This is a genomic window from Klebsiella sp. 141153 (genome assembly GCF_032601995.1).
In the GTDB taxonomy this organism is placed as follows: domain Bacteria; phylum Pseudomonadota; class Gammaproteobacteria; order Enterobacterales; family Enterobacteriaceae; genus Klebsiella; species Klebsiella aerogenes.
In genome coordinates, this window is the sequence record NZ_JAQIRJ010000002.1 from 38,674 (window position 1) to 52,376 (window position 13,703).

The 13,703-nt window shown below is 59.0% G+C and carries 12 protein-coding genes; 10 read left to right on the forward strand and 2 right to left on the reverse strand.

Annotated features, from left to right (window positions below; genetic code table 11):
* Window positions 1–6 precede the first annotated feature (6 nt).
* The 7 genes from entC to PGS10_RS03175 all read left to right on the forward strand — a co-directional run bounded on the left by entC (window position 7) and on the right by PGS10_RS03175 (window position 7,561).
* Window positions 7–1,182: an isochorismate synthase EntC gene (gene entC / locus PGS10_RS03145; RefSeq protein WP_047049358.1), complete on the forward strand. Its 1,176-nt coding sequence runs from the start codon at window positions 7–9 to the stop codon at window positions 1,180–1,182.
* Between the two features lie 9 nt (window positions 1,183–1,191).
* Entirely contained in the window at window positions 1,192–2,799 is a 1,608-nt protein-coding gene (entE, locus tag PGS10_RS03150) for a (2,3-dihydroxybenzoyl)adenylate synthase EntE (RefSeq protein ID WP_047077900.1), read from the forward strand.
* 13 nt (window positions 2,800–2,812) lie between these two features.
* Window positions 2,813–3,664, forward strand: a complete 852-nt coding sequence (entB, locus tag PGS10_RS03155) for an enterobactin biosynthesis bifunctional isochorismatase/aryl carrier protein EntB (protein ID WP_015367768.1) — start codon at window positions 2,813–2,815, stop codon at window positions 3,662–3,664.
* Window positions 3,664–4,419 (forward strand): 2,3-dihydro-2,3-dihydroxybenzoate dehydrogenase EntA, encoded by a 756-nt coding sequence (entA, locus tag PGS10_RS03160; RefSeq protein ID WP_126028423.1) that lies wholly within the window; start codon window positions 3,664–3,666, stop codon window positions 4,417–4,419. The genes entB and entA overlap by 1 nt, the downstream gene beginning before the upstream one ends.
* Complete coding sequence (gene entH / locus PGS10_RS03165) at window positions 4,420–4,833, forward strand: proofreading thioesterase EntH (RefSeq protein ID WP_047049345.1); 414 nt, start codon at window positions 4,420–4,422, stop codon at window positions 4,831–4,833.
* A 321-nt stretch (window positions 4,834–5,154) separates the two neighbouring features.
* Window positions 5,155–7,260, forward strand: coding sequence for a pyruvate/proton symporter CstA (cstA, locus tag PGS10_RS03170; protein WP_213797395.1), 2,106 nt, complete (start codon window positions 5,155–5,157; stop codon window positions 7,258–7,260).
* 103 nt (window positions 7,261–7,363) lie between these two features.
* On the forward strand, window positions 7,364–7,561 hold the full coding sequence (locus tag PGS10_RS03175; protein ID WP_045392899.1) for a YbdD/YjiX family protein: 198 nt from the start codon (window positions 7,364–7,366) through the stop codon (window positions 7,559–7,561).
* Window positions 7,562–7,793: 232 nt separating this feature from the next.
* On the opposite strand, the gene PGS10_RS03180 is transcribed toward PGS10_RS03175, so the two are convergent.
* The gene (locus tag PGS10_RS03180) at window positions 7,794–8,537 is read right to left on the reverse strand and encodes an SDR family NAD(P)-dependent oxidoreductase (protein WP_045392902.1); all 744 of its coding nucleotides are present in this window, start codon (window positions 8,535–8,537) and stop codon (window positions 7,794–7,796) included.
* 306 nt (window positions 8,538–8,843) lie between these two features.
* Here PGS10_RS03180 and PGS10_RS03185 point away from each other — a divergent pair, with 306 nt between their 5' ends.
* The 3 genes from PGS10_RS03185 to PGS10_RS03195 are packed head-to-tail and all read left to right on the forward strand — an operon-like array spanning window position 8,844 to window position 12,426.
* Complete coding sequence (locus tag PGS10_RS03185; protein ID WP_047049341.1) at window positions 8,844–10,346, forward strand: sugar ABC transporter ATP-binding protein; 1,503 nt, start codon at window positions 8,844–8,846, stop codon at window positions 10,344–10,346.
* Window positions 10,343–11,341, forward strand: a complete 999-nt coding sequence (locus PGS10_RS03190; RefSeq protein ID WP_032714059.1) for an ABC transporter permease — start codon at window positions 10,343–10,345, stop codon at window positions 11,339–11,341. Before PGS10_RS03185 ends, PGS10_RS03190 begins: the two co-directional genes overlap by 4 nt.
* A gap of 20 nt (window positions 11,342–11,361) precedes the next feature.
* Window positions 11,362–12,426: a sugar ABC transporter substrate-binding protein gene (locus PGS10_RS03195; RefSeq protein ID WP_045392908.1), complete on the forward strand. Its 1,065-nt coding sequence runs from the start codon at window positions 11,362–11,364 to the stop codon at window positions 12,424–12,426.
* A gap of 8 nt (window positions 12,427–12,434) precedes the next feature.
* Here the strand turns inward: PGS10_RS03195 and mtnK are convergent, their stop codons facing one another.
* Complete coding sequence (gene mtnK / locus PGS10_RS03200) at window positions 12,435–13,634, reverse strand: S-methyl-5-thioribose kinase (RefSeq protein ID WP_316422443.1); 1,200 nt, start codon at window positions 13,632–13,634, stop codon at window positions 12,435–12,437.
* Window positions 13,635–13,703 lie beyond the last annotated feature (69 nt).

Consider the following 13,703-nt stretch of genomic DNA (forward strand, 5'->3'; position numbering starts at 1 on the left):
GATGATATGGAAACGTCACTGGCTGAGGATGTACAGGAAAAAACGCAGACCCTGTCGCCGCAAAGCTTCTTCTTTATGTCGCCGTACCGCAGCTTCAGTACCACCGGCTGTTTTAGCCGTTTTTCCCAACCTGCAGTCGGTGGTGATTCGCTGAACGGCGAGTTTCAGCAGAAAATGGCGGCCGCATTTGCCGAAGCCCGCGCGGCGGGGATCCGCAAGCCGGTCATGGTCGGGGCGATCCCGTTCGACACCAATCAGCCTTCCGAACTCTATATCCCCGAACGCTGGGAATCTTTCTCCCGTACCGACAAACAACAGTCCGCGCGTTACGCGGCGCCGCTCAAGGCGATGGATGTTGTCGATCGTCAGGAGATCCCGGAGCAGGACGAGTTTCTGGCGATGGTAGAACGTGCCGCCGCGCTGACGGCGACTCCCGAAGTCGACAAAGTGGTGCTCTCCAGGCTGATTGATATCACTACCCGCGACCGGGTCGATAGCGGCGCGCTGCTGGAACGGCTGATCGCCCAGAACCCGGCGAGCTTTAACTTCCATGTCCCGTTGTCAGACGGCGGGGTACTGCTGGGCGCCAGTCCGGAACTGCTGTTGCGTAAAGAAGGGCTGCACTTCAGTTCGCTGCCGCTGGCCGGCTCCGCCCGCCGTCAGCCTGACGATGTGCTGGATCGGGAAGCGGGCAACAAGCTGCTGGCGTCAGGCAAAGATCGCCATGAGCATGATCTGGTCACGCAGGCGATGAAGAGCGTGCTTGGCCCGCGCAGCAGTCAGCTGTCGCTACCGGAATCGCCGCAGCTGATTACCACCCCGACGCTCTGGCATCTGGCGACGCCGATCGAAGGTACGGCGCTGGCGGAAGAAAACGCCATGTCGCTGGCCTGTCTGCTGCATCCGACTCCGGCGCTGAGCGGCTTCCCGCATCAGGTGGCAAAGCGGCTGATAGCCGAGCTCGAACCCTTCGATCGCCAGCTGTTTGGCGGCATCGTCGGCTGGTGCGACGACGAAGGCAACGGCGAATGGGTGGTGACCATCCGCTGCGCGCGCCTGCATCAACGCTCGCTGCGCCTGTTTGCCGGTGCGGGTATCGTTCCGGCCTCCTCGCCGCTGGGCGAATGGCGCGAAACCGGCGTCAAATTGACCACCATGCTCAACGTATTTGGCTTGAATTAAGAGGCAAGGATGATTGCATTTACCCGTTGGCCGGAAGAGTTTGCGGCCCGCTATCGTCAAAAAGGTTATTGGCAGGATCTGCCGTTAACCAATCTGATTACCCGTCATGCGCAAAATGACGCCGTGGCGATTATCGACGGCGAGCGGCAGATTAGCTACCGCCAGTTTAACCAGCTGGTGGATAACCTCGCGTCCTCCCTGCAGCATCAGGGACTTAAGCGCGGAGAAACCGCGCTGGTGCAGCTTGGCAACGTCGCTGAGTTTTACATTACCTTCTTTGCGCTGCTGCGTATCGGCGTCGCTCCGGTTAACGCCTTGTTTAGCCACCAGCGCAGCGAACTCAACGCCTATGCCGCGCAGATTAAACCGGTGCTGCTGATTGCCGATCGCGAGCACGCGCTGTTTGCTGACGATAGTTTCCTTAATGGTTTTATCGCTGAGCATCCTTCGCTGCGCGTCGCGCTGCTGCGTAACGACGGCGGCGAGCGCGATCTGGCAACGGAAATTAACCGCACGGCGGATAACTTTGTCGCCAATCCGACGCCGGCTGACGAAGTCGCCTTTTTCCAGCTCTCCGGCGGCAGTACCGGGACGCCGAAGCTTATCCCACGAACCCATAACGATTACGACTACAGTATCCGCCGCAGCAACGAGATCTGCGGTATTAACGCCGATACGCGCTATCTCAACGCATTGCCAGCGGCGCACAACTATGCGATGAGCTCGCCGGGCTCACTGGGCGTCTTTCTTGCCGGCGGCCGGGTGATCCTCGCCGCCGACCCGAGCGCCACGCTCTGTTTCCCGCTGATTGAAAAGCATCAGATAAACGTCGCTTCTCTGGTGCCGCCGGCGGTCAGCCTGTGGCTGCAGGCTATTCATGAATGGGGCGGCAACGCGCAACTGCAATCTCTGCAGCTGTTGCAGGTTGGCGGAGCGCGCCTGTCCGCGACGCTCGCCGCGCGTATCCCGGCGGAAATCGGCTGCCAGCTGCAGCAGGTGTTCGGCATGGCCGAGGGGCTGGTTAACTACACCCGCCTCAACGATAGCCCGCAGCGAATTATCAACACCCAGGGTTGCCCGATGTGCCCGGACGACGAAGTGTGGGTAGCGGATGCCGATGGCAACCCGCTGCCGCGCGGCGAAGTGGGCCGTCTGATGACCCGCGGCCCTTATACCTTCCGCGGCTACTACAACAGCCCGCAACATAACGCGGAAGCCTTTGATGCCGATGGATTTTACTGCTCAGGCGATCTGATTTCGATCGATGAAGATGGCTATATCACCGTCCAGGGGCGGGAAAAAGATCAGATCAACCGCGGCGGCGAGAAGATCGCCGCTGAAGAGATCGAAAACCTGCTGCTGCGTCATGAGGCGGTGATCCACGCCGCGTTGGTCAGCATTGAAGACAATCTGCTCGGCGAGAAGAGCTGCGCTTATCTGGTGGTGACCTCGCCGCTGCGCGCCGTCGCGGTACGTCGCTTTCTGCGCGAGCAGGGCGTGGCCGAATTTAAATTGCCGGATCGCGTGGAGTGCGTTGCCGCGCTGCCGCTGACGCCGGTGGGCAAAGTCGATAAAAAACAATTACGTCAGTGGCTGGCCGAAGGCAAGCTGGGCTGAAGGAGAACAGAAAATGGCAATCCCTAAATTACAGGCTTACGCGCTGCCGGAAGCCAGCGATATTCCGGCGAACAAAGTTAACTGGGCCTTTGAGCCGTCGCGCGCCGCGCTGCTGATCCACGATATGCAGGAGTATTTCCTCAACTTCTGGGGCGAAAACAGCGCGATGATGGAGAAAGTGGTGGCTAATATCGCCGCCCTGCGCGATTTCTGCAAACAAAACGGTATTCCGGTGTACTACACCGCCCAGCCGAAAGAGCAGAGCGATGAAGATCGCGCCCTGTTGAATGATATGTGGGGGCCGGGGTTGACCCGCTCGCCGGAACAGCAGCAGGTGATTGCCGCGCTGGCGCCGGATGAACAGGATACGGTGCTGGTGAAATGGCGCTACAGCGCGTTTCATCGCTCGCCGCTTGAAGAGATGCTGAAAGAGACCGGCCGCGACCAGCTGATCATCACCGGCGTTTACGCCCATATCGGCTGCATGACTACCGCCACAGATGCTTTTATGCGCGATATCAAACCGTTCTTTGTCGCCGACGCGCTGGCGGATTTCAGCCGCGAAGAACATTTGATGGCGCTGAAATACGTCGCCGGCCGTTCCGGACGCGTGGTAATGACCGAAGAGCTGCTGCCGCTGCCGGCCTCCAAAGCGGCGCTGCGCGCGCTGATCCTGCCGCTGCTCGACGAATCCGACGAACCGCTGGATGATGAAAACCTGATCGACTACGGCCTGGATTCGGTGCGCATGATGGCGCTGGCCGCCCGCTGGCGCAAAGTGCACGGCGATATCGACTTTGTGATGCTGGCGAAGAATCCGACCATCGACGCCTGGTGGGCGTTGCTCTCCCGCGAGGTGAAATAATGGCGGCGCTGGATTTTCGCGGTCAGACCGTATGGGTGACCGGCGCAGGTAAAGGCATTGGCTATGCCACCGCGTTGGCTTTCGTCGAGGCCGGGGCCAACGTCACCGGTTTCGACCTTGCCTTTACCGGCGAAGGCTACCCGTTTACCACCGAAACGCTGGACGTCGCCGATGCCGACCAGGTACGCGACGTGTGCGCGCGTTTGCTCAACGGCATCGAACGACTGGATGTACTGGTGAATGCGGCAGGGATCCTGCGCATGGGCGCGACCGATCAACTGAGCGCGGAGGACTGGCAGCAGACCTTCGCGGTGAACGTTGGCGGCGCGTTTAATCTGTTTCAGCAGACGATGGCGCAGTTCCGTCGTCAGCGTGGCGGGGCGATCGTCACCGTCGCTTCCGATGCCGCGCATACGCCGCGTATCGGCATGAGCGCCTATGGCGCTTCGAAAGCGGCGCTGAAAAGCCTGGCGTTGACCGTCGGGCTTGAGCTGGCAGGGAGCGGCGTACGCTGCAACCTGGTGTCGCCTGGCTCCACCGATACCGACATGCAACGTACTCTGTGGGTCAATGACGATGCGGAACAGCAGCGGATCCGCGGATTTGGCGAGCAGTTTAAGCTTGGCATCCCGCTGGGCAAAATCGCCCGCCCGCAGGAGATCGCCAATACCATTTTGTTCCTCGCCTCTTCTCACGCCAGCCATATCACGCTGCAGGATATTGTGGTCGATGGCGGCTCGACGCTGGGGGCGTAAATGGCCTGGAAACGAGAGCTCACGCTTGCGGCATTGAACGCCAGTAGCGAAAACACCATGGTGGCGCATCTTGGCATCGTCTACACCCGGCTGGAAGAGGGGCTGCTGGAGGCGGAGATGCCGGTGGATGCGCGCACGCATCAGCCGTTTGGCCTGCTGCACGGCGGCGCTTCCGCGGCGCTGGCGGAGACGCTGGGCTCGATGGCCGGTTGGCTGATGACCGAGGATGGGCAGTGCGTGGTGGGCACCGAGCTTAACGCTAGCCACCATCGTCCGGTCTCCAGCGGGAAAGTACGAGGCGAATGCCGACCGCTGCATCTTGGCCGCCAGAGTCAGAGCTGGGAAATTGTGGTGTATGACGAAAGGGGGCGGCGCTGCTGCACCTGTCGTCTGGGTACCGCGGTGCTAGGCTAAGAAGCCGCTATTTCCCCGGCTTGCGCTGCGCTGAGCCGGGCTACGGATCGGCGCCTTCTCCGGGCTAGCAAATCGCACAGTGCTGTAGCCCCGGTAAGCGGTAGCGCCACCGGGGGTTTTGAGGCCGCCACCCGACAAAAAAACGACACCGTTCACGGTAATCCTTTCATTTATTTTCCTGTCTTAAGTGATCCCGCTAGCAATGTGAGATAAATCTCCGCCGCGGTGCATCATCCGCGCTGTTTCGAAGTTGTTAAATTCTGCGTTGTGTTCTAGAAACAAACTGTAACATCCTGATTACCCTACCGGTGGACCACAACAATGAATAATTCAGGGAAATACCTCATCTGGACACTGCTCTCCGTGATCGGAGCCTTTGCCCTCGGCTATATCGCCTTAAACCGGGGTGAGCAGATAAACGCGCTGTGGATTGTCGTCGCGGCGGTCTGCGTTTATCTGATCGCGTATCGTTTCTACGGCCTGTATATCGCCAAAACCGTCCTCGGCGTTGACCCAACGCGAATGACGCCGGCGGTGCGTCATAATGACGGCCTCGACTATGTTCCGACTGACAAAAAAGTGCTGTTCGGTCACCATTTTGCCGCGATTGCCGGCGCAGGGCCGCTGGTGGGGCCGGTGCTTGCCGCGCAGATGGGCTACCTGCCGGGGATGATCTGGATCCTCGCCGGCGTGGTGCTGGCCGGCGCCGTGCAGGACTTTATGGTGCTGTTTGTTTCGACCCGTCGCGATGGCCGTTCGCTTGGCGAACTGGTTAAAGAGGAGATGGGGCCGACCGCTGGCGTACTGGCGCTGGTGGCCTGTTTTATGATCATGGTGATCATCCTCGCGGTACTGGCGATGATCGTGGTGAAAGCATTGACCCACAGTCCGTGGGGGACATACACCGTCGCCTTTACCATCCCGCTGGCGATTTTTATGGGTATCTATATTCGCTACCTGCGCCCGGGGCGCATCGGCGAGGTGTCGGTGATAGGCCTGGTGATGCTGGTGTTCGCGATCATTTCCGGCGGCTGGGTGGCTGAAAGCCCGACCTGGGCGCCGTGGTTTGATTACACCGGCGTACAGCTGACGTGGATTCTGGTGGGTTACGGCTTTGTTGCTGCGGTACTGCCGGTCTGGCTGCTGCTGGCGCCGCGCGACTATCTCTCCACGTTCCTGAAAATTGGCACCATCGTTGGTCTGGCGATTGGCATCCTGATTATGCGCCCGACGCTGACCATGCCGGCGCTGACGAAGTTCGTTGACGGCACCGGCCCGGTATGGACCGGCAACCTGTTCCCGTTCCTGTTTATCACCATCGCCTGCGGCGCGGTTTCCGGCTTCCACGCGCTGATCTCCTCAGGCACCACGCCGAAAATGTTGGCCAACGAAGGGCAGGCCTGCTTTATCGGTTACGGCGGCATGTTGATGGAATCCTTCGTCGCGATTATGGCGCTGGTGGCGGCCTGTATTATCGATCCGGGCGTCTACTTCGCGATGAACAGCCCGATGGCGGTGCTGGCGCCGGCGGGGACGACTGACGTCGTGGCCTCGGCGGCGCAGGTAGTGAGCGGCTGGGGCTTTAGCATTACCCCGGATACGCTGAATCAAATAGCCAGTGAGGTCGGCGAACAGTCGATCATTTCACGCGCCGGCGGCGCGCCGACGCTGGCGGTGGGGATGGCTTACATTCTGCACGGCTCGCTGGGCGGGTTGATGGATGTCTCTTTCTGGTACCACTTCGCCATTCTGTTTGAGGCGCTGTTTATCCTGACGGCGGTTGATGCCGGCACCCGCGCGGCGCGATTCATGCTGCAGGATCTGCTGGGCGTGATTAGCCCCGGGTTGAAAAAAACCAGCTCGCTTCCGGCTAACCTGCTGGCGACCGCGCTGTGCGTCCTGGCGTGGGGCTACTTCCTGCATCAGGGGGTGGTTGACCCGCTGGGCGGTATTAATACCCTGTGGCCGCTGTTCGGTATCGCCAACCAGATGCTGGCGGGGATGGCGCTAATGCTGTGCGCGGTGGTACTGTTCAAGATGAAACGCCAGCGCTATGCGTGGGTGACGCTGCTGCCGACAAGCTGGCTGCTGATTTGTACGCTGACCGCTGGCTGGCAGAAATCGTTTAGTCCGGATACCAAAGTCGGCTTCCTGGCCATCGCCAATAAATTCCAGGCGATGATCGACAGCGGTACCATTCCGCCGCAGTATACGGAATCGCAGCTGGCGCAGCTGGTGTTTAATAACCGTCTCGATGCCGGGCTGACTATCTTCTTTATGATTGTGGTGGTGGTTCTGGCGCTGTTCTCGATTAAAACCGCGCTGGCGGCGCTGAAAGAGGATAAACCGACGGCGAAAGAGACGCCGTATGAAGCGATGCCCGCGGATGCGCAGACCTTAACGGCGCAGGCGAAGCGCGCGCATTAACCTGTTTGCCGGGGGGCGCTAGCGCTGACCCGGCCTACCTTTCTTCTCCTCCCTCTCCCTGTGGGAGAGGGCTGGGGTGAGGGAAATAAGCGAGAAACTCATTATGTTCGACACCCTTTCCAAAGCAGGAAAATATTTAGGCCAGGCGGCGAAGATGATGATCGGCGTGCCGGATTACGATAACTACGTCGAGCATATGCGGCTGACCCATCCGGATCGGACGCCGATGACCTATGAAGAGTTCTTTCGCGAACGCCAGGACGCGCGCTACGGCGGTAAGGGCGGGGCGAAGTGCTGCTAGCCTTCTTTCGGTAAGTAGAGGCTGATTTTCTTTATGCATCACGTCGCATACTTCACCTGACAGCATTACGTCATCATAGCAATCGTGTTCGATTTCAATATCTTCCAGATCGTCGTCGGTTTCGTCGTCGATCTCTGCCATCTGTAAACGCAGGTAAGAGGCAAAACGCAACCCGTCGAGGCGGCGCGGGAAGGCCTCTGCCGGGCGACAGAGGCTTGCAGAAAATAGGCGATCAGGCGTTCAAGCCGCCATCCACGTCGAGCCCCGTACCGGAGATCTGCCCGGCGGCCGGGCTGGCCAGGAAGGTGACCGCCGCGGCGATGTCTTGCGGCTGGCCGTAGTGACCGACCGCAATCATCTGGCGCTGGGCTTCCGCCTGTTCCCCATCCTCCGGGTTCATATCGCTGTTAGTCGGCCCTGGATGGACAAGGTTAACGGTGATCCCGCGAGGGCCTAAATCACGCGCCAGCCCACGGGTCAGGGAGTTGAGGGCGGACTTGGTCATGGCGTAAACCGCGATACCCGGCATGGCTACGCGGTTGGCCAGACAGCTGCCGATGTTGATGATCCGTCCGCCATCGGACATATGCACCAGTGCTTCCTGGATGGCGATAACCACCCCACGAATATTGACGTTGATAAGGGCGTCAATGTCCGCCAGCGTCATGGATTCCAGTGGACCGCCGCGGGCGATGCCAGCGTTGTTGACCAGAATATCCAGTCCGCCGAGGGCCCGGGCCGCATGGGTGACGGCATCCTGAATGGCCTGCGCGCTGGCGCTGTCGGCCTGCACCGCTTCGCCGTACCGACCCAGGGCCTTTATTTCATCGGCAACCGCCTGGGCTTTATCGGCCGATTTTTCATACGTAATAACCACATCGGCGCCGGCGCGCGCCAGCGACAGCGCAATAGCGCGACCCAACCCACGGCTGGCGCCGGTAACCAGCGCCTTCTTACCTGTTAAATCGATCTGCATGATGACCTCGTTGCGAGAGTGGTGAGAATCATCATTAGGTATAGACGGTCGGGGTGATTAACGGCTGAAGTATTCCACCTTCTCGAACGCCGCGCGCAGAACGTCAGGGTTAACGTCATCGGCAGGCTAAAGCGCTACCCCGGTGGGAAGCAGTCCTTATAGGTGTTGGGCTAACCTGATGTTATGTCTGGACATCCAGATGGCTAATATTATTTGGTTTTATCTTATGCTTTTTACGCAGTTGTCAGGCATCGGCGGCTGTGAAAAATTCGTTAAATCAGAATATTAATTGCCCCGGGGAGGGTGATGAGCGTGAATCGCCTTGAGATGCATAACATTAGCCTGGCTTTTTCCGGTTTTCAGGCGCTGAGCAAGGTGGCGTTTACCCTTAAGGGCGGAACGGTGCATGCGTTGACCGGCGCCAACGGCGCTGGCAAATCGACGCTGATGGCGGTGTTGTGCGGGACGCATGCCGATTACGAAGGCGAAGTGGTGATCAATAACCAGCCGGTTAGCATTCGTTCGCCGCGCGATGCAAAGCAACTGGGAATTCATCTGGTACAGCAAGAGGTGGATGTTGCGTTGGTTCCGGGGTTGAGCATTGCCGAAAATATCATGCTGGACAGGCTGGCTGAGCCGGGGGCGGTTTTTCGCTGGTCGCATGTGCGTCAGCAGGCGCGCGACGCGCTGGCGCAGCTTGATATTGCGCTGGATGTTCGACGTTCAATCGATAGCTGTACCCTTGCCGAAAAGCAGCAAATTCTGCTGGCTCGCGCACTGTCGCACCATTGCCGTTTTTTGATTCTTGATGAACCCACCGCGCCCTTGGATCAGCACGAAAGCGAACGCTTATTTACGGTGGTTCGTCGTCTGCAGCAGCAGGGGATCGGCGTGGTCTTTATTTCGCACCGTATTCATGAACTCAAAGCGATTTGCGACACCCTGACGGTGCTGCGCGATGGCCGTTTAATCGAAAGCGGCCCGATGGCCGAGCTCAGCGGCGAGCAGATCGTCGAAAAAATGCTCGGTCACGAGCTGAGCGATATTTTCCCGCCTGCGCGTCCGCCGCACGGCGCAGAGGTGCTGTTGCAGGTTGAGGGTTTGCATGACGAGGCGCTGTTGCAGGATATCTCGCTACGCCTGCATAAGGGGGAAATTCTCGGTATCGCCGGCTTAGCGGGCGCGGGGAAAACTGAACTGTGCAAAGCCTTATTCGGCGCCAGTAAAAGCCGCCTGCGCCACGGCGAACTTAACGGCCGGCCGTGGCGGCCGCGCGACCCGGCTGATTCCGTCCTCCAGGGCCTGGCGCTGGTGCCGGAAGAGCGGCGCAAAGAGGGGATATTCATCGATGAGGCGATCGCCATGAATCTGGCGGTCAGCGCCGATAACAGCTTTTCGCGCTGGAGCCTGTTCGGCCATCGGCAGGCGTGGCGGTGGGCGCAGGAGGTTATTGCCCGTATCGGCGTGCGCGCCACCGGGCCGGGGCAGACGCTGCGTCGGCTCTCCGGCGGTAATCAGCAAAAAGTGGCCATCGGCAAATGGCTGCGCGGCAGTGCAAACGTGCTGATTTTCGACGAACCGACGAAAGGGGTGGACGTGAAAGCGAAAACCGATCTGTTTCAGTTGATTGATGGCCTGGCGCGGGAAGGCCGGGGCGTGATTTACGCCTCCGGCGAATTTTCCGAGCTGGTAGGCCTGTGCGATCGCATCTGCGTGCTGTGGGATGGGCGCATTGTGGCGGAAATTCCCGGCGCCGAGGCGCGGGAAGAGACGATTCTTTATTACTCCACCGGAGGAGCGGCAGCGTGAGCAAGGCCCTGGCAGTCAACGCGACGGTATCGGGCCGTCAACGGTTTTTCGATTTTCTCTATAAATGGGGCATGTTGCTGACAGTGGTGCTGCTGGTTGGCGTCTTTGGTTTAGCCTCGGATAACTTTCTTGACCCGTTTAACATCATCAACATTCTGCGCTCCATCGCTATTGTGACGGTGATTGCCATTGGGGTGTCGATTTCGCTCACCATCGGCGGCTTTGATCTGTCGGTGGGGTCGACGGCGTCGCTGGCAAATGCGTTAGTGATTTCGTTGTTTGTCTGGCACGGCCTGAACACCACTGAAGCCATTCTGATCACCCTCGCGCTCTGTACGCTGGTGGGGTTATTCAATGCGTTTCTGATCGTGGTGCTGCGCATTCCTGACATGCTCGCCACGCTTGCCAGCCTGTTTGTGATTCAGGGCGTGGCGATGACCTACAGCTACGGCGGCTCGATCACCGAAAATATGGTGCTGCCGAGCGGCGAGATGGCCGAAGGCACGATCCCGGCAGCATTTGGCGCGCTGGGGCAGGTGCCGACCATCGTCATTATCATGCTGGTGGTGACGTTAATCGCGCAGCTGGCGCTGTCGTTCACCACCCACGGGCGGCGGATGTACGCCATCGGTGGTAATCCGGAGGCGGCGCGGCTCTCCGGGTTGCGGATCACGCGCTATAAAGTAGCGGCCTACGTGATTGCTTCGCTACTGGCCGGATTGGGCGGCATTTTACTGGCATCAAGAATTGGCTCTTCCCAGGTGAACGCCGGCGGCGGTTACCTGATGGATGCGGTCGCGGCGGCGTGGATCGGCTTTTCGCTGGCGGGCTCCGGCAAACCGAATGCGTTGGGGACGCTGGTGGGAGCGGTGATCCTCGGCGTGCTTTCCAATGGCCTGGTGATGCTCTCGGTGCCGTATTACGCGATGGACATTATTAAAGGGCTGGTGCTGGCTGGCGCGCTGGCACTGACCTATTTTCAGCGCCGTACCTAACATTTTACAGGGTAAACAAAATGAAAAAGATAGCACTTTCTCTCATGGCGCTGGGCCTGCTGCAGTCGATGGCAGCGCTGGCGCAGACCCCGACGCCGGTTCCGGCGGCGATCGCTGAGCATAACGGCCCGATCCGCATCGCGGTGATTCGCAATCTCGGTTCTGACGATAACACCACCCAGTTTGTCGCCGGGGCGATTCAGGAAGGTAAAAAACTCGGTTTTAAAGTTAGCACCTTCCTGAGCAACGGCGATGACGCGAAATTCCAGGATTTCGTCAATCAGGCTATTAGCCAGAAATACGACGGTATTATTCTTTCCCAGGGACGCGATCCCTACTCGACCGCACTGGTGAAAAAAGCGGTCGATGCCGGGATAAAAGTGGCGGTATTCGATACCGCGGTGCAGGGAACTATCCCCGGCGTGACGGTTAGCCAGCAGGATGACGCCTCGTTGACCGAGCTCTCTTTTGGCCAACTGGTAAAAGACTTCAACGGCAAGGCCAACATTATCAAGTTATGGGTGGCAGGATTCCCGCCAATGGAGCGCCGTCAGGCGGCCTACCAGACGCTGCTTAAACAAAATCCGGGGATTAAAGAGCTGGAGTCGATCGGCGCCGTGTCATCCGACGTGCAGGGCGACACCGCCAACAAAGTCGGCGCGATTCTGGCCAAGTATCCCAAAGGTAAAATTGACGCCATCTGGGGCACGTGGGATGCCTTTAGCCAGGGAGCCTATAAAGCACTGAAAGAAAACGGCCGTAGTGAAATCAAACTCTACAGCATCGATATTTCCAATCAGGATTTACAGCTGATGCGGGAAGCCGGTAGTCCGTGGAAGGTTAGCGTGGCGGTCGACCCGAAACTCATCGGCGCCACCAACGTCCGCTTGATCGCCAATAAAATTGCCGGGGAAAGTACCCCGGCTACCTACGATTTCAAGGCGGCGGCGATTCCGCAGGCGCTGCTGGCGGCGCAGCCGGGGGCGGTCAACGTGGCGTCGCTGGGGAAAATAATCCCTGGCTGGGGGCAGACCGAAGATTTTATTGCCCCGTGGTTTGCCACGCTGGAAGCCCAACATAAATAATCAAGCGATTAACTGTACTGGCGTACGCGGGCGATAAGTTCGTCCACGCTATCGATACGCTCGGCGATGACGATCAGCGCTTTGCCGAGCGTTATCGCGTGGCGCAGACATTCGTGGCGCATGGCCGTGTCCTGAATCGAATCGATATCGGCGACGTGTGAAAGCCCGACGCTGCGGCGTATCAGTTCGGTACCACAGAATCCAATGGCATCGCACCATACTTTTTTCAGGAATACTGAGGCGTAACCGGGGCAGGCCAGCGCCGCATCGCGGGTTTTCTCCGCCGCCAGCGCCTGGAAACGCTCGCTGAAGGTGTGCCATAAGGTCTGAATATCGTTGAGCCGCTGTTCGCGCGCGGCGGCGGCATCGCGAATGCCGAGATGGCCCGGCAGACCACAGTAGTTAAGCAGCAAGTTGCCAATGGCGGTGCCGACGTCAAAACCGATAGGGCCGAAATAGCCAAATTCGGCATCGATGGCTTTAAGGCTATTTTCAGCGACGAAGATGGAGCCGCTATGAATATCGCCGTGCAGCAGGGCTTCGGCCTGTGAGAAAAAGCGGTGCTTCAGCGCCGCCACCGCCAGCTTAAGCTGAGCGTCCTCACGCAGGGCGGCAACCTCTTCTTCCAGCTCCGCCGGGTAGTTATTGCGCTCGTGGATCTGATACGGATCGTTAAAAAACAGATCCTCGGTGATCTCGCACATTTCGGGATTGATAAACTGCGCCACCTGCGGTTTTTTCTCATGCGGATGGAGATAGAAATCGCTGGTGTGGAACAGCGCCTGCGCCAGATATTCGCCCAACTGGCGCGCCGCCTGCGGATAGTAGACGTTGCCGATAAGCTCGCCGCGCCAGATACGGTGGTCGGAAAGGTCTTCCATTACCATGACCGCCAGAGCGGGATCGAAATGGAGAATTTGTACCGTATGTTGCGGGCTGTGTTGGTAGTGCGCGACCAGGGTCTGCGCTTCGAGGCGCGCGCGGTCAAGGGTCAGCGGCCAGGATTCGCCGACGCAGCGCACATAGGGCAGCGCCTGCTTAACAATAATTCGGCTCACGCCCTGAGCATCGAAAATTTTGAACACCAGATTGAGGTTGCCGTCGCCTACCTCCTGCGCCGACACCAGCTCAGACGGATCGTCGAGCCCGCCAAATTGTTGTGCGTAAGCCACCGCATCGCTGGCCGTGAAGGTATGGTATTGCGACATTGCCTCGATCCTCAAAAGTGCTGAATTAAGCCGTTCAGACGTCTATACATCTGGATTTCATCCTGACAC